At 63.9% G+C, this 17158-nt stretch carries 14 protein-coding genes; 9 read left to right on the top strand and 5 right to left on the bottom strand.

The window, feature by feature from the left end; translation table 11 throughout:
• Positions 1-97: 97 nt before the first annotated feature.
• Complete coding sequence (locus BSY16_RS16240; protein ID WP_069060626.1) at positions 98-1297, top strand: MFS transporter; 1200 nt, start codon at positions 98-100, stop codon at positions 1295-1297.
• 51 nt (positions 1298-1348) lie between these two features.
• Here BSY16_RS16240 and BSY16_RS16235 read toward each other — a convergent pair whose 3' ends face one another.
• Both BSY16_RS16235 and BSY16_RS16230 read right to left on the bottom strand, forming a co-directional pair.
• The gene (locus tag BSY16_RS16235) at positions 1349-2632 is read right to left on the bottom strand and encodes an NAD(P)/FAD-dependent oxidoreductase (RefSeq protein WP_069060625.1); all 1284 of its coding nucleotides are present in this window, start codon (positions 2630-2632) and stop codon (positions 1349-1351) included.
• 110 nt (positions 2633-2742) lie between these two features.
• Complete coding sequence (locus BSY16_RS16230; protein WP_069060624.1) at positions 2743-3645, bottom strand: LysR family transcriptional regulator; 903 nt, start codon at positions 3643-3645, stop codon at positions 2743-2745.
• A 172-nt stretch (positions 3646-3817) separates the two neighbouring features.
• On the opposite strand from BSY16_RS16230, the gene hglS reads away from it, so the two are divergent.
• From hglS to BSY16_RS16210, 4 genes are read left to right on the top strand one after another with little or no spacing between them, the layout of a single operon-like run.
• Positions 3818-5215, top strand: coding sequence for a 2-oxoadipate dioxygenase/decarboxylase HglS (gene hglS, locus BSY16_RS16225; RefSeq protein WP_069061582.1), 1398 nt, complete (start codon positions 3818-3820; stop codon positions 5213-5215).
• Between the two features lie 11 nt (positions 5216-5226).
• Positions 5227-6645: an FAD-binding oxidoreductase gene (locus tag BSY16_RS16220; protein ID WP_069060623.1), complete on the top strand. Its 1419-nt coding sequence runs from the start codon at positions 5227-5229 to the stop codon at positions 6643-6645.
• Positions 6646-6667: 22 nt separating this feature from the next.
• Positions 6668-8191 (top strand): L-piperidine-6-carboxylate dehydrogenase, encoded by a 1524-nt coding sequence (gene amaB, locus BSY16_RS16215; protein WP_069060622.1) that lies wholly within the window; start codon positions 6668-6670, stop codon positions 8189-8191.
• A gap of 22 nt (positions 8192-8213) precedes the next feature.
• A complete protein-coding gene (locus BSY16_RS16210; protein WP_069060621.1) occupies positions 8214-9446 on the top strand; it encodes a pyridoxal phosphate-dependent aminotransferase in 1233 nt (410 codons plus the stop codon).
• A gap of 154 nt (positions 9447-9600) precedes the next feature.
• On the opposite strand, the gene BSY16_RS16205 is transcribed toward BSY16_RS16210, so the two are convergent.
• Complete coding sequence (locus tag BSY16_RS16205) at positions 9601-10701, bottom strand: saccharopine dehydrogenase family protein (RefSeq protein ID WP_069060620.1); 1101 nt, start codon at positions 10699-10701, stop codon at positions 9601-9603.
• A 112-nt stretch (positions 10702-10813) separates the two neighbouring features.
• Between BSY16_RS16205 and BSY16_RS16200 the strand changes: the two genes are divergently transcribed.
• Positions 10814-11254 (top strand): Lrp/AsnC family transcriptional regulator, encoded by a 441-nt coding sequence (locus tag BSY16_RS16200; protein WP_286157142.1) that lies wholly within the window; start codon positions 10814-10816, stop codon positions 11252-11254.
• A gap of 241 nt (positions 11255-11495) precedes the next feature.
• Here BSY16_RS16200 and BSY16_RS16195 read toward each other — a convergent pair whose 3' ends face one another.
• Positions 11496-12749: an NAD(P)/FAD-dependent oxidoreductase gene (locus tag BSY16_RS16195; RefSeq protein ID WP_069060618.1), complete on the bottom strand. Its 1254-nt coding sequence runs from the start codon at positions 12747-12749 to the stop codon at positions 11496-11498.
• A 166-nt stretch (positions 12750-12915) separates the two neighbouring features.
• Between BSY16_RS16195 and BSY16_RS16190 the strand changes: the two genes are divergently transcribed.
• Complete coding sequence (locus tag BSY16_RS16190) at positions 12916-13623, top strand: MOSC domain-containing protein (protein ID WP_069060617.1); 708 nt, start codon at positions 12916-12918, stop codon at positions 13621-13623.
• Between the two features lie 2 nt (positions 13624-13625).
• On the opposite strand, the gene BSY16_RS16185 is transcribed toward BSY16_RS16190, so the two are convergent.
• A complete protein-coding gene (locus tag BSY16_RS16185) occupies positions 13626-14279 on the bottom strand; it encodes a GntR family transcriptional regulator (RefSeq protein WP_069061581.1) in 654 nt (217 codons plus the stop codon).
• Positions 14280-14462: 183 nt separating this feature from the next.
• On the opposite strand from BSY16_RS16185, the gene BSY16_RS16180 reads away from it, so the two are divergent.
• On the top strand, positions 14463-15806 hold the full coding sequence (locus BSY16_RS16180; protein WP_069060616.1) for a glutamine synthetase family protein: 1344 nt from the start codon (positions 14463-14465) through the stop codon (positions 15804-15806).
• Complete coding sequence (locus tag BSY16_RS16175) at positions 15806-17110, top strand: NAD(P)/FAD-dependent oxidoreductase (protein ID WP_069060615.1); 1305 nt, start codon at positions 15806-15808, stop codon at positions 17108-17110. The genes BSY16_RS16180 and BSY16_RS16175 overlap by 1 nt, the downstream gene beginning before the upstream one ends.
• The last annotated feature ends 48 nt before the right edge of the window (positions 17111-17158 follow it).

The raw sequence follows: 17158 nt of genomic DNA, 5'->3' as shown, positions 1-17158 counted from the left end.
CGTAAGAAATGGACCTCAGCACAAAAGCAGGCCGCAGGCAATCCTAGTATGGGAACGGCAAAAGACGCCAACCCGGGCGGATCATTCGAGGCTACCCATGTCGACTGTCGTTCCCGCAGCGCCCCGCAGCGCTGCCACCACCACCTATTCCATCATCGCCGCGGTCAGCGCCTGCCACATGCTGAACGACATCATGCAGTCGCTGCTGACGTCACTCTATCCGCTCCTGAAGGAAAACTACGCGCTCGACTTCGTGCAGATCGGCCTGCTCACCATGGCCTTCCAGGTCACGGCCTCGCTGCTGCAGCCGGCCGTCGGTATCGTGACGGACCGCTGGCCGATGCCCTTCTCGCTGCCGGTCGGCATGGGCAGCACCTTCGTCGGCCTCATCATGCTCGCCTATGCGCACTCGTTCCCCGTGCTGATCTTCGGCGCCTGCCTGATCGGCCTCGGCTCGGCGATCTTCCATCCGGAATCCTCTCGCGTCGCCCGTCTCGCCTCCGGCGGTCGCCACGGCCTCGCGCAATCGATGTTCCAGGTCGGCGGCAATGCCGGCACGGCGATCGGCCCGCTGCTCGCCGCCTTCATCGTGCTGCCCTTCGGCCAGACGAGCGTTGCCTGGTTCTCGGCGATCGCGCTTCTCGGCATGGTCATCCTGACCTGGGTCGGCAACTGGTATGCCGGCGAGCGCCGCTCGTCCGCCGGCCGCCCCGCCGTCAGCCGTGAACTGCCGCTGCCGGGCAAGCGCGTTGCCTGGGCGCTCGCCGTGCTCGTTCTGCTGACCACGACGAAGAACGCCTATCTCGCCAGCATTTCGAGCTACTTTACCTTCTACACGATCGAACGCTTCGGCCTCGACATACAGCAGGCGCAGCTCATGCTGTTCCTGTTCCTCGGTGCCTCGGCCGTCGGCGTCTTCCTGGGCGGCCCGATCGGCGACCGCTTCGGCACGCGCTTCGTGATCTGGTTCTCGATCCTCGGCGTCATTCCCTTCGCACTGATGCTGCCCTACGCCAACCTGTTCTGGACGGGCGCCCTGACGGTGCTGATCGGCCTGATCTTCTCGTCGGCCTTCTCCGCCATCGTCGTCTTCGCGCAGGAGCTGATACCGGGCCGCGTCGGCATGATCGCCGGCATCTTCTTCGGCTTCGCCTTTGGCGCGGGCGGCCTGGGCGCTGCGCTGCTTGGCGGCGTCGCAGACAGCCACGGCATCGAGTTCGTCTTCCAGGTCTGCTCGTATATGCCGCTGCTCGGCATTCTCACGATCTTCCTGCCCCGCCTGCCGGGCAGACACTGAGATCATGAAAAGAAACGCCCGGCTTCGACCGGGCGTTTTCATTAAAGGCGTTTAAATGCGCGCGCCTGCGAAATGGGCGATCTGCGCGCCGAGTTCGTAATAGCCCTCCCGCACCGAGCGGAAGGACTGGGCCTCGGGATCGCTGACCGGCAGCGGCAGGTCCATCTCGGCGATCTCGCCGGATATGAGTTGCGCCAGCGTGCGGCCGAAAACGGTGCCTGGCGCGATGCCGCGACCGTTATAGCCGGAAAAACCGATGACATTTTCGGCCAAGCGATGGAAGCGCGGCAGGTTGTCGGTGGTCATGCCGATCTTGCCGTACCATTCCGCCTCGAAAGCGACATCGCCGATGGCGGGGAACAGCTTCTTCAGCGCCCGTCGGGCCCAGGATTTGTGGATGCCGGTCCCCATGCCGCGCAATGCCCCGACGCTGCCGAACACCAGCCGGCCGCGCTTGTCGAAGCGGAAGGAGGAGAGCACCTCCTTCGTGTCCCACGCGCCCTGCTTTTCCGGCAGGATTTTTGCCTGCATCTCCGCCGAAAGCGGCACCGTGGCGAAGTTGAAATAGGGCAGGTGGAGAAGCTCTGCGCGCACCTCGTTCCAGGGTGCCACCGTATAGGCATTGGTCGCGACGACGACCCAGTCCGCCGTCACCGAGCCGCGCGGAGTGTTGACCGTCCAGCGCTTGCCGGTCCGCTCCGCACCCGTCACCGGGCTTCCCGTAAAGACCTGTGCGCCGGCGGCAATCGCAGCGCGCGAAAGGCCGCGCGCATAGGCAAGCGGCTGGATCGTGCCGGCGCGCATGTCGAGAAGTGCGCCGGCATAGGCATCGGTTCCCACCTTCACCGCCGTCTCGGCCGCATCGAGCAGGCGCACCGGTGCGCCGCGGCGCGACCACTGCTCCGCGCGCTGCTTCAATTCATCGAGGCCGGACTGGCCGACGGCACAGTGCAGCGTGCCGGCCGGGTTGATCTCGCAGTCGATCTTGTGTTTCTCAACAAGGTCGAACACCAGGCGCGGCGCATTGCCGAGCAGTTCGAGCAACCGGCTGCCATAGAGATCGCCGAGCACGCCCGGCAACTCGTCCGGCATCACCCACATGCCGGCATTGACGAGGCCGACATTGCGGCCCGAGCCGCCGTAACCGATTTCAGCACCTTCCAGCAGGATGACCCGCGTGCCGCGCTCGGCAAGATGGAGTGCTGTCGAGAACCCGGTATAGCCGCCACCGACGATGACGACATCCGCATCCGCCTTGCCGGAAAAGGCGACCGTTTCGGGGGCGGGCGGTGCGGTCATCTCCCAAAGGCCATGGGAGCGCGGGTCGTTGAGCATGGTGGTCTGCTTTTCAGAAGGAGGAGCTATTCCCGCACCATCGACGATGCGGCACCATGACTAAAGCAAAAATTGAGAACGGGGTCATGCCCCGTCCGCATGACAGGCGGTCAATGCCGGTCGGGAACCTGATTGGCGATCCAGGCACGAAACGCCTGGCTCAACGGGTTTTCGAGCTTTCCCTCGGGCACGACGAGATAATAGCTGTTTTCCGTCTCCATCGGCCGGTCGAAGACGACAGCCAGCCGGCCGCTCGCCAGCTCCTGCTCGATCAGGTAGTGCGGCAGGAGCGCAAAGCCGAGGCCGGCGACGGCCGATTCGATGACCATGGCGAACTGGTCGAAGCGATGGCCGCGATAGGCGGTATCCGCCGAACCGCCGTTCAGCTCGAACCATTGCGCCCACAACTTCGGGCGCGTCGCGAGATGGAGAAGCGGTGCCGTCTCCAGGTCCTTCGGCTCGGAAAAGTTCCACGCCTTCAGAAGCTCTGGACTTGCTGCCGGCAGGATGACCTCGCTGCACAGATAGGAGCAGGCGGCGCGTGCCCACACTGGCTGGCCGTAATGGATGGCAAGGTCGAAATTCTCTTCGTCGAAATCGAAGGGTTTCGAACGGGAGGCGATGTTGACGATCGTGCCCGGATGTTCGCTGAGAAATGCCGGAATGCGCGGCGTCAGCCAGCGGCTGCCGAAGGTCGGCAGCGTTGCGATGCTGAGGCTGTGTTCGGACGACGCCGACGCCATGGCACGCAGCATGGTCTCTTCCGTCTGGTGCAGCAGCTTGCGCACTTCCGGCAGGAAACGCCGCCCGTCATCCGACAGCACGACCCGCTGGCGCACGCGCTCGAACAGCAGCACGCCGAGCTGTTCCTCCAGGTCCTTGATCTGGCGGCTGACGGCGCTCTGGGTGAGGTTCAGCTCGTGTGCCGCCTGCGTGAAACTGCCATGGCGGGCAGCACATTCGAACGCCTGCAGCGTGGTGACGTCCGGGATCAGCCTTCGACTGAGCTTCATTCTTTCCTCGCATCAACATAGTCAGAACGGTCGCAATCGCTCAAGGAAACGATCCGGTATGATCCGTTTTGAGAATGATCAGGGCCCTCCCACCCTTCTAAAGCAATTCCAGGAAAAGTGTGAAGCCTTTTCCATCCGGAACTGCCGCGCCAACGAGACGAGACCGTTCGCCATGACATCCAGTTCGATCCTTTCCGCCGACAAGATCCGCTCGAATTTCTCCGCCGCCATGTCCGCCATGTACCGCGACGAGGTGCCGGCCTATGGCACGCTGATGTCGCTGGTGGCCTCGGTCAACGACGAGACGCTCGCCGCAGACGCGCATCTGAAGACGCGCCTCGAAGCGACGGATACGCTCGACCGCATCTCGGAAGAACGCCATGGCGCCATCCGCCTCGGCACACGACAAGAGCTTTCCATGATGCGCCGCGTCTTCGCCGTCATGGGCATGCATCCGGTCGGCTATTACGATCTTTCCACGGCCGGCGTGCCTGTTCATTCCACCGCCTTCCGGCCGGTCGGCGCCGAAAGCCTCAGCCGCAACCCGTTTCGCGTTTTCACCTCGCTGCTCCGCCTCGACCTGATCGCCGACGAAACACTGCGCCAGGAAGCCGCCGACGTGCTCGCGGCACGGAAAATCTTCACGGATGAAGCCGTGGCCCTCGTCGAGAAGGCCGAGCGCGACGGCGGCCTGGATGCCGCTAACGCCGCCCGCTTCGTCGCGCAGGTGCTCGAAACCTTCCGCTGGCACGACCATGCCATCGTCAGCGCCGACATGTACAAGCGCCTGCACGATGCGCACCGCCTGATCGCCGACGTCGTCTCCTTCAAGGGCCCGCACATCAACCACCTGACGCCGCGCACGCTGGATATCGACAAGATCCAGGCGCGCATGCCGCAGGAGGGCATCGCGCCCAAGGCCATCGTCGAAGGCCCGCCGACCCGCAATTGCCCGATCCTGCTGCGCCAGACCTCGTTCAAGGCGCTGGAGGAGGCCGTTTCCTTCATTGCTGCGGACGGCACTTGGCAGGCGGGATCGCACAGCGCCCGCTTCGGCGAGATCGAACAGCGTGGTGTGGCGCTGACCCCGAAGGGCCGCGCGCTCTACGACACGCTTTTGAACGACACCCGTGCCCGCGTGCGCCCAGCCGCCGACGGCTCCAATGCGAGCGAATACGAGGCAGCACTTGCCGACGTCTTCAAGGCCTTCCCGGACACCTGGGACGGTATTCGCAAGGCGGGCCTTGGCTATTTCAGCTATTCGCTGACCGAAAAGGGTATGTCGGTCTCCGGCCGCAGGGCCGATCTCGAAACCGCCATCGAAGCCGGTCTCATCCAGTTCGATCCGATCGTCTACGAAGATTTTCTCCCGGTCAGCGCCGCGGGCATCTTCCAGTCGAACCTCGGCGACGATGCGGCGCAGGATTTTGTCGCGAGCCCGAACCAGATGATGTTCGAGCGCGATCTCGGTGCAACGGTTCTGGACGAATTCGCGCACTATGCCGGCATCCAGCGCGCATCGCTTGAAATGTGCCTCGGCATCGTCAACATGGCGGCCGCCGCGGAGTGACGGACGAAAGAATGATCGAGGCACGCCATATCGACACGCTGAAAAGCCTGCTCGGCGAGAAGGGTCTTCTCACCGAGGCTTCGGACATGGCTGCCTACGAGACCGGCGCGCGCTACGACAAGGGCCGCGCCGCCTTCGTCGCCCGTCCGACCGCGACAGAAGAAGTCTCCGCCGTCGTCTCCTACTGCGTGAAAAACGGCATCGCGCTGGTGCCGCAATCCGGCAATACCGGCCTCGTCTCCGGCTCGACACCGGACGACAGCGGCCAGCAGGGCATTTTGAGCCTCGATCGCCTCACGGCGCCCTTTGAGCTCGACCGCGTCAACCGCACCATCAAGGCAGGTTCTGGCGTTCGCCTCTCCGATCTCAACGGCAAGCTCGACGAAACCGGCCTGTTCTTCCCGATCGACCTCGGCGCGGACCCGCGTCTCGGCGGCATGATCGCCACGAACACCGGCGGCTCGCGCTTCCTGCGCTATGGCGACGTGCGCCGCAACACGCTGGGCCTCACCATCGTTCTCGCCGACGAGGCCGGCACCGTGCTCGACCTCTCTTCGGATCTGCGCAAGAACAACACCGGCGTGGACTGGAAACAGCTCTTCATCGGTACGTCCGGCGCCTTCGGCATCATCACCGAATGTGTGCTCAACCTCGAACCCGCACCAAAACAGTCTGCGACAGCGCTCCTCATTCCGTCTTCGGACGAACAGGTTTCCGCCCTCCTCGTCGCCATGGAAGATGCGCTCGGCAGCTACCTCTCGGCCTTCGAGGGCATGTCCGGCAATGCCATTCGCGCCGCCCTCGACCATGTACCGTCGTTGAGAAACCCCTTCCAGGGTGGCATCGTGCCGGATTTCGTGATCCTTGCGGAAATCTCCCGCTCCAGCCCGCCGCGCGACGGCGAACAGCCGCTCGATGCAGTGCTGGAAGAGGTGCTGGCCGCCATCTGGGAGCGCGAGGATGCACCGCTCGCCGACGCTTTCGTCGGCCCGCCGCATGAGATCTGGGCGCTGCGACATGCTTTGTCCGAAGGCGTGAAACATAGCGGGCGATTGATCGCCTTCGATCTATCGTTCCGCCGGGGTGACATCATGCCTTTCCTCGCCCATATGAAGGCGGAAATGCCCGGTCACTTCGAAGACGTGACGATCTGCGATTTCGGCCATATCGGCGATGGTGGCGTGCACTTCAACCTCGTCGTCGCCAAGGACGATCCACGCCTTGCCGATCCCGATTTCGAAATGGACCTGCGCGACTGGGTGTTCACGGTGGCGGTCGAACAGTTCGACGGCAGCTTCAGCGCGGAACACGCCATCGGCCGCAAGAACCAGGCCTTTTACGACAAATACACGCCCGAAGATATCCGCCGGCTTGCGGCCGGGCTGAAAACCATCACCTCGCCGGGTTCGCTCGGCGCCATGACCTTTTAACAAGACATCAGGGAGAATACCCATGACGAAAGTCGACGTGAAACAGGAAACTGCCGCCCTTCTCGACAAGCTCGGCGTGCCGCGCGCCGCCTGGCAAGGCGGTGACATGACCTCCTACAGCCCGGTCAGCGGCGAGGAAATCGCCAAGCTGAAGTCCATTTCCGCGGCCGATGCCGCCAAGGCCATCGAAGCCGCCCATGAGGCCTTCAAGGAATGGCGCCTCGTGCCCGCTCCCAAGCGCGGCGAGCTCGTGCGCCTGCTCGGCGAAGAACTGCGCGCCGCCAAGGCCGATCTCGGCCGCCTCGTTTCCATCGAAGCCGGCAAGATCACCTCCGAAGGCCTCGGCGAAGTGCAGGAAATGATCGACATCTGCGATTTCGCCGTCGGCCTCTCCCGCCAGCTCTACGGCCTGACGATCGCCACCGAGCGCCCCGGCCACCGCATGATGGAAACCTGGCACCCGCTCGGCGTCGTCGGCATCATCTCGGCCTTCAACTTCCCCGTCGCCGTCTGGTCGTGGAACACCGCACTCGCCCTCGTTGCCGGCAATTCCACCGTCTGGAAGCCGTCTGAGAAGACCCCGCTCACCGCGCTTGCATCGCAGGCGATCTTCGAGCGTGCGCTTGCCCGCTTCGGCGAAGCCCCGGCAAACCTCTCCCAGGTCCTCATTGGCGACCGCGCCATCGGCGAAGTCCTTGTCGATCACCCGAAGGTCGCCCTCGTCTCGGCCACCGGCTCCACCCGCATGGGCAAGGAAGTCGGCCCGCGTCTCGCCAAGCGTTTTGCCCGCTCGATCCTCGAGCTCGGCGGCAACAATGCCGGCATCGTCTGCCCCTCCGCCGACCTCGACATGGCGCTGCGCGCCATCGCCTTCGGTGCCATGGGCACTGCCGGCCAGCGCTGCACGACGCTCCGCCGCCTCTTCGTGCATGACAGCGTCTACGACCAGCTCGTGCCGCGCCTGAAGAAGGCCTATACCAGCGTTTCCGTCGGCAACCCGCTGGAAACCTCGGCTCTCGTCGGCCCGCTCGTCGACAAGCAGGCCTTTGACGGCATGCAGAAGGCGCTGGAAGCCGCCAAGGCCGAAGGCGGCTCCGTCACCGGCGGTGATCGCGTTGCCGATGCCGGCAAGGACACGGCCTACTATGTGAAGCCGGCCATCGTCGAAATGCCGAAGCAGGCCGGCCCGGTTCTCGAAGAAACCTTCGCGCCGATCCTCTACGTCATGAAATATTCCGACTTCGACGCCGTGCTGGACGACCACAACGCCGTCTCGGCTGGCCTCTCCTCGTCGATCTTCACACTGAACGTCCAGGAAGCCGAGCGCTTCCTCTCGGTCGACGGCTCGGATTGCGGCATCGCCAATGTCAACATCGGCACGTCCGGTGCGGAAATCGGCGGCGCGTTCGGCGGCGAGAAGGAAACCGGCGGCGGCCGCGAATCCGGCTCCGACGCCTGGAAGGCCTATATGCGCCGCGCCACCAACACGGTGAACTACTCGAAGGCCCTGCCGCTCGCCCAGGGCGTCTCGTTTGACATCGAATAAGGGCGATATCGAGTAAACCGCCATGAACAATCAGACCAAGGTTGAGGAGGCGGGCTTTACGCCCGCCTCGCGCATCGCCGCCATCGGCGTTTCAAAAATCCTGCAGATCGGCGCCCGCGCCGCTGCCATGAAGAAGGACGGCCTGCCGGTCATCATCCTCGGCGCCGGCGAGCCCGACTTCGACACGCCCGACAACGTCAAGGCCGCCGCCAAGGCCGCCATCGACCGCGGCGACACCAAGTACACCGCGCTCGACGGCACGCCGGACCTGAAGAAGGCGATCTGCGAAAAATTCCGCCGCGAAAACAACGTCGACTATGCACTCGACGAGGTCACCGTCGCGACCGGCGCCAAGCAGATCCTGTTCAACGCCTTCATGGCGACGGTCAATCCGGGCGACGAGGTGATCATCCCGACGCCCTACTGGACCTCCTATTCCGACATCGTGGAAATCTGCGGCGGCGTGCCGGTGCTGATTCCCTGCGATGCCGAAGCCGGTTTTCGCCTGAAGGCGGAGCAGCTCGAAAAGGCGATCACGCCGAAGATGCGCTGGGTGCTGTTCAATTCGCCGTCCAACCCCTCGGGTGCGGCCTATGGCGAGGCCGATTACCGCCCGCTGCTCGACGTGCTGCTGAGGCACCCGCATGTCTGGCTGATGGTCGACGACATGTACGAACACATCGTCTACGATGGTTTCAAGTTCGTCACTCCCGTCGCCATCGAGCCGCGCCTGAAGAGCCGCACGCTGACAATCAACGGCGTCTCCAAGGCCTACGCGATGACCGGCTGGCGCATCGGCTATGCCGGCGGCCCGAAGGCGCTGATCAAGGCCATGGCGGTGATCCAGAGCCAGGCGACCTCCTGCCCCTCCTCCGTCAGCCAGGCTGCTTCGGTCGAGGCGCTGAATGGTCCTCAGGACTTCCTGAAGGACCGCCAGGCGAGCTTCAAGCACCGCCGCGACCTCGTCGTGTCGGCACTGAACGCCATTCCCGGCCTCGCCTGCCGCACCCCGGAAGGCGCCTTCTACACCTTCTCCGGCTGCGCCGGCGTGATCGGCAAGGTGACGCCCAAGGGCAAGCGCATCGAAGCCGACAGCGACTTCACGGATTACCTCCTCGAAGACGCCCATGTCGCCGTCGTGCCCGGCTCCGCCTTCGGCCTCTCGCCGTTTTTCCGCATCTCCTACGCCACGTCGGAAGCGGAATTGACGGAAGCGCTGAAGCGCATCACGGATGCAGTCGCGCGGCTTTCCTGAGCCGCACCAGACAATCGACAAAAGAAAAGGGGCCTCGAAAGGGGCCCCATTTTTATTGATCCGCGCCTTTTGGCGTTCTCTGCTTCCCCGCGGCGGCGCCACAGATGCGAAAACACCCCGGCTTTTGGGCCGGGGTGTTGAAAAGCTGGAAAAATCAGGCGGCGCGGGCGCCGTGCTGGTCCTGGGCGTAGTGGTGGCCGAAGCGGTTGGCGAGGAAGGCCTCAAGGGCGATTTCTTCCTGGCGAACAAAACCTTCGGCGCGCAGCGTTCCATCGGCCAGCATGTCGAGCACGGCGCAGATCGAGCCGGCGGTCGTGATCTGGATGGCAGAATGCAGGGCGCCGGCGATCGGCGCGCTGTAGACCTTGTTGGCGTAGGTTTCCTGGATCAGGCGGCCACCCTTGCGACCGGAAACGGTCACGAAGATGATGACGACGTCCTGCGTGGTGGTCGGCAGGGCGTTTTCAAAGATGTCCTTGAGGACTTCGCGGCGGTGACGCAGGCCGAGATCGTTCAAGAGTGCCTTCATGATGGCGGCGTGGCCGGGATAACGGATCGTCTTGTAGTTCAGCGTGCGGACCTTGCCCTTCAGCGATTCGCAGAGCGTGCCGAGGCCGCCCGACGTGTTGAAGGCTTCGTAGGTGACGCCATCGAGCGAAAACTCTTCGCGCTCTTCCAGCGCCGGAACCTCGATCAGCGCGCTTTCGACGATCGCTTCGCAGGGCTCGATATATTCGTTGATGACGCCGTCCGTGCTCCAGGTGAGGTTGTAGTTCAGCGCATTGGAGGGGTACTGCGGCAGGGCGCCGACGCGCATGCGCACGCTTTCGAGCGAATCGAAGCGGCTGGCAAGGTCATTGGCGACAATCGAGATGAAGCCCGGTGCAAGGCCGCACTGCGGAATGAAGGCCGTCTTGGCGGTTTCAGCGATGCGCTTGACGTGGCGGGTGGATTCGACGTCTTCCGTGAGGTCGAGATAGTGCACGCCGGCAGCCGCCGCGGCTTCGGCAATCGCGACCGTCAGGTGGTAGGGAGCGGCCGAAAGAACGGCGAACTTGCCGGTCAGCAGGGCCTTCATGGCGGCAGCGTCGGCGATGTCGACGACGACGGTCGAAACGGCATCGTGGCGCTCGACGGCGGCGAGCTGCTCGTCCGAACGGTCCGCGACGGTGACGCGGTAGTCCCCGCTGTGAGCCAGCATGCGGGCGATGGTCGAGCCGATCTTGCCTGCGCCGATGACGACGATGTCTTTCATGTGATTTCCCTCCGGCATGAATTGATGCGCTTATTTTGGAGGCAGTGACTGTCGATTTAAAGCGCCACATCCGGCATAATACATTATCAGTATCGGCAGAATGACGGCAAAAATGAGCATTTCGACGTTAGGCACCAAGGATCGCGAGCTTCTCGCCATCCTTAGCGAAAACGCCCGCGAACAGACCGCGACGATCGCCCGCAAGCTCGGGCTGTCGCGCACCACCGTGCAGGCAAAGATCGACCGGCTGGAGCGGGACGGGGTGATCGCCGGCTACGGCGTCAAACTTTCCGACGCCTATGAGAGCGGCATGGTGAAGGCCCACGTGCTGATCACCATCGCGCCCAAGACGCTTTCGCGCATCACGACAGAGCTGCACGCCATTTCCGCCGTGCGCACGCTGCATTCAGTGAGCGGAAACTTCGACCTGATCGCCGTGGTCGAGGCGGCATCCATCGCCGAACTCGACCACCTGATCGACAAGATCGGCGCGATCGACGGCGTGGAACGCACGCTGTCCTCGATCATTCTTTCGACGCGGATAAGGCGTTAGGTCACGACACCGGCCGGGTAAGCCTCTCAGCCTGTCCCGCCACCTCTCCTCCGTCATCCTCGGGCTTGACCCGAGGATCCATGCCACAAACTCGTGGCGTGCCGTGATGTGTGGATCCTCGGGTCAAGCCCGAGGATGACGGAGGGTGGGGTGAACGGTGGTGGCAAAGCGGATCAGGCGGGGCGGTTGGGCAAGCACTCTTTGTGCCGACGCCTCGCCTTCGCGGCGTCCGCACCCGCGGTCAGGCGATGAAGCGCTCCGGCCGATACGGGCCGATATTGATCACCGTCCGCTCGCCCAGCATCTTTTCCGCCAGCACGCGCCCGGTGATCGGACCGAGCGTCATGCCATGATGGGCGTGGCCGAAGGCGAACCAGAGGCCGGAATGGCGCGGGGCCTTGCCGATGATCGGCATCATGTCCGGCGTGCAGGGGCGGCAGCCCATCCACGGCTCGTCGTCGCGCCGTTCGGCGAGCGGAAAGAATTCGCGCGCCACTTTTTCCGCGCGGCGCAGCTGCACCGGCGTCTTGCGCGTGTCGCGCCTTGCAAATTCGGCACCGGTGGTGAGGCGGATGCCGCGCTGCATCGGCGCGAGGAAATAGCCGCGCTCGGCGTCGAGCACCCAGTTGTTGAGGTGTGCACCCTCTTCGGCACCATAGTGCATGTGATAACCGCGCTTGACGGCGAGCGGGAAACGGTAGCCGAGCTTGCGCGTTACCGTATCGGCCCAGGGGCCGAGCGCCACGACGACTTCCTTGCCCTCCAGCGGACCTTCCGGCGTCGCGATGCGCCAGCCCTCGCCTTCCAGCACATGCTCGATGGTCGCGGCGTCGCCGGACTGGAGCGTGCCGCCGAGCGACTGGAAATAGGCGAGATAGCGCTTCATCAGGCTCTGCGGATCGAGGATCGACCATGGGTCGGTCCAGCGCAGGCCACCGGTGAGCTCCGCGCGGATGGACGGCTCGGCCGCCGCCACTTCGGCCGTCGTCAGCTTCTGGTGGTTGACGCCAAAATTGGCGGACAGCTTTTCCGCATCCGCATAGGCGGCGTCGCGCGCCTTCTCGGAACGGAAAACCTTCATCCAGCCGTCCTTGCGGATGAGGTCGTCGGCACCGGACGCCGCGATCAGGTCGGCATGTTCGGAAATCGAATTCTCGATGAGCGGCGCATAGAGATGGGCGATGCTCTGGTGCTGCCGGAAGCCGGAATGCCACCAGTAGCGCGCCAGGAACGGAATGATGCTCGGGATCGCCGACGGATGATAATGCGCATCGATCGTGTTGTTCAGCGCATAGCGGAACAGCGCGCCGAAATCGTGCGGGAAACCGTAGGGAAAGACACCCTCGCGCTGGATCAGGCCGGCATTGCCATAGGATGTCTCTTCCGCAGCACCCCGGCGATCGACGAGCACCACCGATTTGCCGCGCCGTGCCAGATGGATCGCGGTCGAAATGCCGATCACGCCCGCGCCGAGAACAATGACGTCCGTCTTCATGTGCCTGCCCCATAGTCCACATTCAGGTTTTCTGATCCATTGCATGGGCCGAACGGGGGATGCAAGCCGCTTGCTTGCGGCAAAGCGCCTTCAGGCGCCAGAGATGGACACCGGCCGGATGCGGCGATAGCGTCACGACACGAGGGGACCTTCGAAAGGAAGCGGCATGCAGTTTGGTACCACGCGCGAACTCTGGCGTTATCCCGTCAGCTCGCTGACCGGAGAACAGCTCGAAACCGCCGAGCTCGACGAAGCCGGTATCGTCGGCGACCGCCAATGGGGCCTGTTCGACAAAGACAGCAAGGCCGTTGCGGCGCCGGAAAAAGAGCGGCGCTGGCGGCCGGTTCCGGGGCTCCAATCGCGGGCGGCTGTCGATGGGCCGGAAATCAGCCGCGATGGCACCGCATGGCATGCCCTCCCCTCGCCGACGGCCGACACGATCGCTTCCGACCATCTCGAATTCCCCGTCCAGTTCCTGCCCTTCGGCGAAACGGGTGCGGCACCGCGTTATGATCGCGATCACCTGCATATTCTGACCACGTCTTCGCTGGCACACCTGCAAGCACTGTTGCCCACGGCCATCCTCGACATCAGGCGTTTTCGGCCCAACATCCTGATCGGCACATATGCGGGTGACGTCGATTTCGTCGAGCAAAAGCTCATTGGCCGCATCCTACGCGCCGGCAACGCGGTCATCGAAATCCTCGAGCCCTGCGCGCGTTGCGCCTTTACCGCGCTTGGCCAGCCCGGCGTGCCGTTCGACAAGGATGTGCTGCACACGATCGCCAAACATGGCGGCGGCGGCTTTGGCGTACTGGCCAGGGTGGTCGCCCCGGGCAGGATTGCGCTTGGCGATACTGTGACGGTCGATTAGACCTATTGCCCGGCAAGCCGCAGCAGGTTTTCGATCGCCGCGCGCTCGAAGCCGCCGATGCCCTCGGAAATATCGGCCTTGATCGCCGCCGCCACAGCATCCTCGTCGCGCTTGCGCAGCGCCTCGATGGCCTCCACGTGACGATCGACGAAATAGAGCTGGGCGACATGTTCCATGGCGATGCCGAGGAAGGGGCCGAGCTGGAGCCAGATGCTCTCCACCATCGGCATGATCACCTGCTCGGGATTGGCAGTGTATAGCGTGCGATGGAATTCCTGGTTCAGCAACAGGGCCGTCCCGTTGTCCTTGCGGGAAATCGCCTCGTCCTGCGCCTTGTCGATCTCGGCAAGCCGGTCGATGCGCCGTTCGGTGATGTGCGGCACGGCCCGGCGGGCGGCATGCTGCTCCAGCACGGAGCGCAGCGAGACCAGCTCGCTGAAGCGGTCCGCCGTCATGCGCGGCACCATGATGCGCCTGTTGTCGAGCACCCGGAGTGCCCCCTCGGAGCTGAGGCGCCGCAGGGCTTCGCGCACGGGCGTCGGGCTCGATTCCATCGCCTCCGCAATGCCGCGAATGGTCAGTGATTCGCCCGGCCGGATGGAGCCCACCATGATCGCCTGGCGCAGGCGCCGATGCGCATATTCATGCGTCGTCATGCCTTCCGGCCGGTCCAGCGGCTCAAGCGCCAAATTGCCCAATCCATCCCTCCTGTGACCGGCTGCGGGGTGCTATCCTACCCCTTGTGACAGGTTCTAGCAGCTTGACCGGCGACAAGAAAGTGTGCATATTTCCAAAATGTGATCACAAATATTACTATGTGATATAGAAAGACGAGGGCGATGAACGAAGATTCCAATTGGCTGATCACCGCCGATGGCGTGGAAAGCATCCAGGCCGTCGTCTGCGATCTGAACGGCATCCTGCGCGGCAAGCGCGTGCCCGTCGGGCAGGCGGAAAAGGTGTTGAAGGGCGGCATCCGCATGCCGCTTTCCATCGTCGGCGTGGACGTCTGGGGCGAGGACATCGTCGGCTCGAGCCACGTCTTCGCGAGCGGCGACATGGACGGCATCTGCGCGGCGACCGGCCGTGGTGCGCTGCCCGTGAGCTGGACGCTGAAACCGTCCGCCGTCGTGCCGCTCTGGCTGTTCAAGGAGAATGGCGAACCCTTCCTCGCCGATCCGCGCCAGGCGCTCGCCAATATCGTGCGCCAGTATCACGAACTCGGCTTGCGCCCCGTCGTCGCCTCGGAGATGGAATTCTACCTGATCGACGCCGAGCCGGATCATGCCCAGCCGCCGATCTCGCCCTATACCGGCAAGCGGCTCGATTCCGACGCCATCCTGTCGATCGACGAGCTTGACGATTTCGGCCAGTTCTTCTCCGACGTCTATGCGGAATGCGAGCGGCAGAACGTGCCGGCGGATTCGGCCGTCGCCGAAAACGGCATTGGCCAGTTCGAAATCAATCTCATGCATTCCGACGACCCGTTGAAGGCCGCCGACGACGCACTGTTCTTCAAGCGCATCATCAAGGGCATCGCCCGCAAACACGGCTTTGCCGCCACCTTCATGGCAAAACCCTACGGCATGCGTTCCGGCAGCGGCATGCACATGCATTTCAGCCTGATCGACGAGGACGGCAACAACGTCTTCGACGACGGCACGCCTGAGGGCTCCGACATCATGAAACATGCCGTCGCGGGCCTCACGCGCGGCATGGCGGAATCGACGCTGCTCTTCGCGCCGCATTTCAACTCCTACCGCCGCCTCAGGCCGGACACGCACGCCCCGACCTCCGTCTCCTGGGGCTACGAGAACCGCACCGCCGCCATCCGCATTCCCGGCGGCAGCAACAAGGCGCGGCGCATCGAGCACCGCGTCGCCGGCGCCGACGCCAACCCCTATCTCGTCATGGCGGGCATCCTTGGCGCTGCGCTTGTCGGCATCCGCAACAAGTGGGAGCCGCCGGCACCGGTCTCGGGCCGCGCCTATCTCTCGCAGCTGCCGCGCATCCCCTCGGAATGGGGTTCGGCCGTCACCGCCTTCGAGAACGGCTCGATCGTCTCGGAAATCTTCGACGCGGATCTCCGCTCCATGCTGATCGCCTGCAAGCGGCAGGAAATCGCCGGCTTCGCCGAACAGGTGACCGACTTCGAGTTCAGCGCCTACCTGGAAATCGTCTGATGGCTACGAATGAATCCTATGCCGGCAACGGCACCTATCCCGACAGCTACTACGCCGCTTCCCGCAACATCGTGCGTACGCCAAAAGTGCTTGAAGGCGCAGTGACGGCCGACGTCGCCGTGCTCGGCGCCGGCTATTCCGGCCTCTCGACCGCCATCCATCTCGCCGAGAAGGGCTACAAGGTCGTGATGGTCGAAGGTGCGGGCATCGGCTGGGGCGCATCGGGCCGCAACGGCGGCCAGATCGTCAACGGTCTGAACGCCAGCCTCGACACGATCAAGCGCCGTTACGGCGACCAGGCTGGCGCCTTTGTCGGTGGCCTCGTGCAGGAAGGCGGCAAGATCATTCGCCGCATCGTCTCGCAATACGACATCGATTGCGACATGAAGACCGGCAACATCTACGCCGCCTACACGCCCGCGCACATGAAGGACCTGGAGCACAAGAAAGCTCTGTGGAAGAGCTACGGCATGGACGACCACCAGATGCTCGACAAGGCGGCGATCCAGAAACTCGTCAAGACGGATGCCTATGTCGGCGGCATGCTGGACACCACCGGCGGCCACATGCACCCGCTCAACCTCACCCTCGGCGAGGCCAAGGCACTCGAATCGCTCGGCGGCGTGATCTACGAACAATCGCCCGTCATCCGCGTCGAACATGAGGCTGAAAAGCCGGTCATCCACACCGCGCGCGGCAGCGTCACGGCAAACACCGCCGTCATCTGCGGCAATGCCTATCTCGGCCATGTCGTGCCGAAACTCGTCTCGCGCGTCATGCCGGTCTCGACCCAGATGGTCGCGACCGAACCGCTCGGTGACCGCGCCGATGGATTGATCCCGAGCGACATGTGCGTCGAGGACGTACGCTACATCCTAGATTATTTCCGCCTGTCGGCCGACAAGCGCATGATCTTCGGTGGCGGCACCGTCTATGGCGGCACCGACCCGACGGACGTGCGGGCAAAAATCCGCCCGAACCTCGAAAAGGTTTTTCCTTCACTGAAGGGCGTGAAGATCGACTACGCCTGGAGCGGCAATTTTGCCCTCTCCTTCTCGCGCGTGCCGCAGATGGGCAAGATCGGCAAGAACACCTATTTCGCCCATGGCTACAGCGGCCACGGCGTTACGGGCTCGCACCTGTTCGGCCGCATCCTCAGCGAGGCGATCCACGGCGACCTGTCGCGTTTCAGCCAGTTCGAGAAACTGCCCTGGATTCCCTTCCCGGGCGGACGCATGTTCCGCGCGCAGTATTCCACCATCGGGTCTTGGTGGTACCAGTTCAAGGACGCCTTCGGCCTCTGAGATCGAACCCTCCCAAGCAAAAAGCCCGCTGTTGTTTCCAACAGCGGG

It is taken from the genome of Sinorhizobium sp. RAC02, assembly GCF_001713395.1.
Taxonomy (GTDB): domain Bacteria; phylum Pseudomonadota; class Alphaproteobacteria; order Rhizobiales; family Rhizobiaceae; genus Shinella.
This window is presented reverse-complemented; position numbering and strand designations above follow the sequence as displayed.

What these genes read in the sequence shown, in the direction of transcription:
- BSY16_RS16240 (WP_069060626.1), top strand. Translation starts at nt 98, where the DNA reads ATGTCGACTGTCGTTCCCGCAGCGCCCCGCAGCGCTGCCACCACCACC.
- BSY16_RS16235 (WP_069060625.1), bottom strand. Translation starts at nt 2,632, where the DNA reads ATGCTCAACGACCCGCGCTCCCATGGCCTTTGGGAGATGACCGCACCG.
- BSY16_RS16230 (WP_069060624.1), bottom strand. Translation starts at nt 3,645, where the DNA reads ATGAAGCTCAGTCGAAGGCTGATCCCGGACGTCACCACGCTGCAGGCG.
- hglS (WP_069061582.1), top strand. Translation starts at nt 3,818, where the DNA reads ATGACATCCAGTTCGATCCTTTCCGCCGACAAGATCCGCTCGAATTTC.
- BSY16_RS16220 (WP_069060623.1), top strand. Translation starts at nt 5,227, where the DNA reads ATGATCGAGGCACGCCATATCGACACGCTGAAAAGCCTGCTCGGCGAG.
- amaB (WP_069060622.1), top strand. Translation starts at nt 6,668, where the DNA reads ATGACGAAAGTCGACGTGAAACAGGAAACTGCCGCCCTTCTCGACAAG.
- BSY16_RS16210 (WP_069060621.1), top strand. Translation starts at nt 8,214, where the DNA reads ATGAACAATCAGACCAAGGTTGAGGAGGCGGGCTTTACGCCCGCCTCG.
- BSY16_RS16205 (WP_069060620.1), bottom strand. Translation starts at nt 10,701, where the DNA reads ATGAAAGACATCGTCGTCATCGGCGCAGGCAAGATCGGCTCGACCATC.
- BSY16_RS16200 (WP_286157142.1), top strand. Translation starts at nt 10,814, where the DNA reads ATGAGCATTTCGACGTTAGGCACCAAGGATCGCGAGCTTCTCGCCATC.
- BSY16_RS16195 (WP_069060618.1), bottom strand. Translation starts at nt 12,749, where the DNA reads ATGAAGACGGACGTCATTGTTCTCGGCGCGGGCGTGATCGGCATTTCG.
- BSY16_RS16190 (WP_069060617.1), top strand. Translation starts at nt 12,916, where the DNA reads ATGCAGTTTGGTACCACGCGCGAACTCTGGCGTTATCCCGTCAGCTCG.
- BSY16_RS16185 (WP_069061581.1), bottom strand. Translation starts at nt 14,279, where the DNA reads ATGACGACGCATGAATATGCGCATCGGCGCCTGCGCCAGGCGATCATG.
- BSY16_RS16180 (WP_069060616.1), top strand. Translation starts at nt 14,463, where the DNA reads ATGAACGAAGATTCCAATTGGCTGATCACCGCCGATGGCGTGGAAAGC.
- BSY16_RS16175 (WP_069060615.1), top strand. Translation starts at nt 15,806, where the DNA reads ATGGCTACGAATGAATCCTATGCCGGCAACGGCACCTATCCCGACAGC.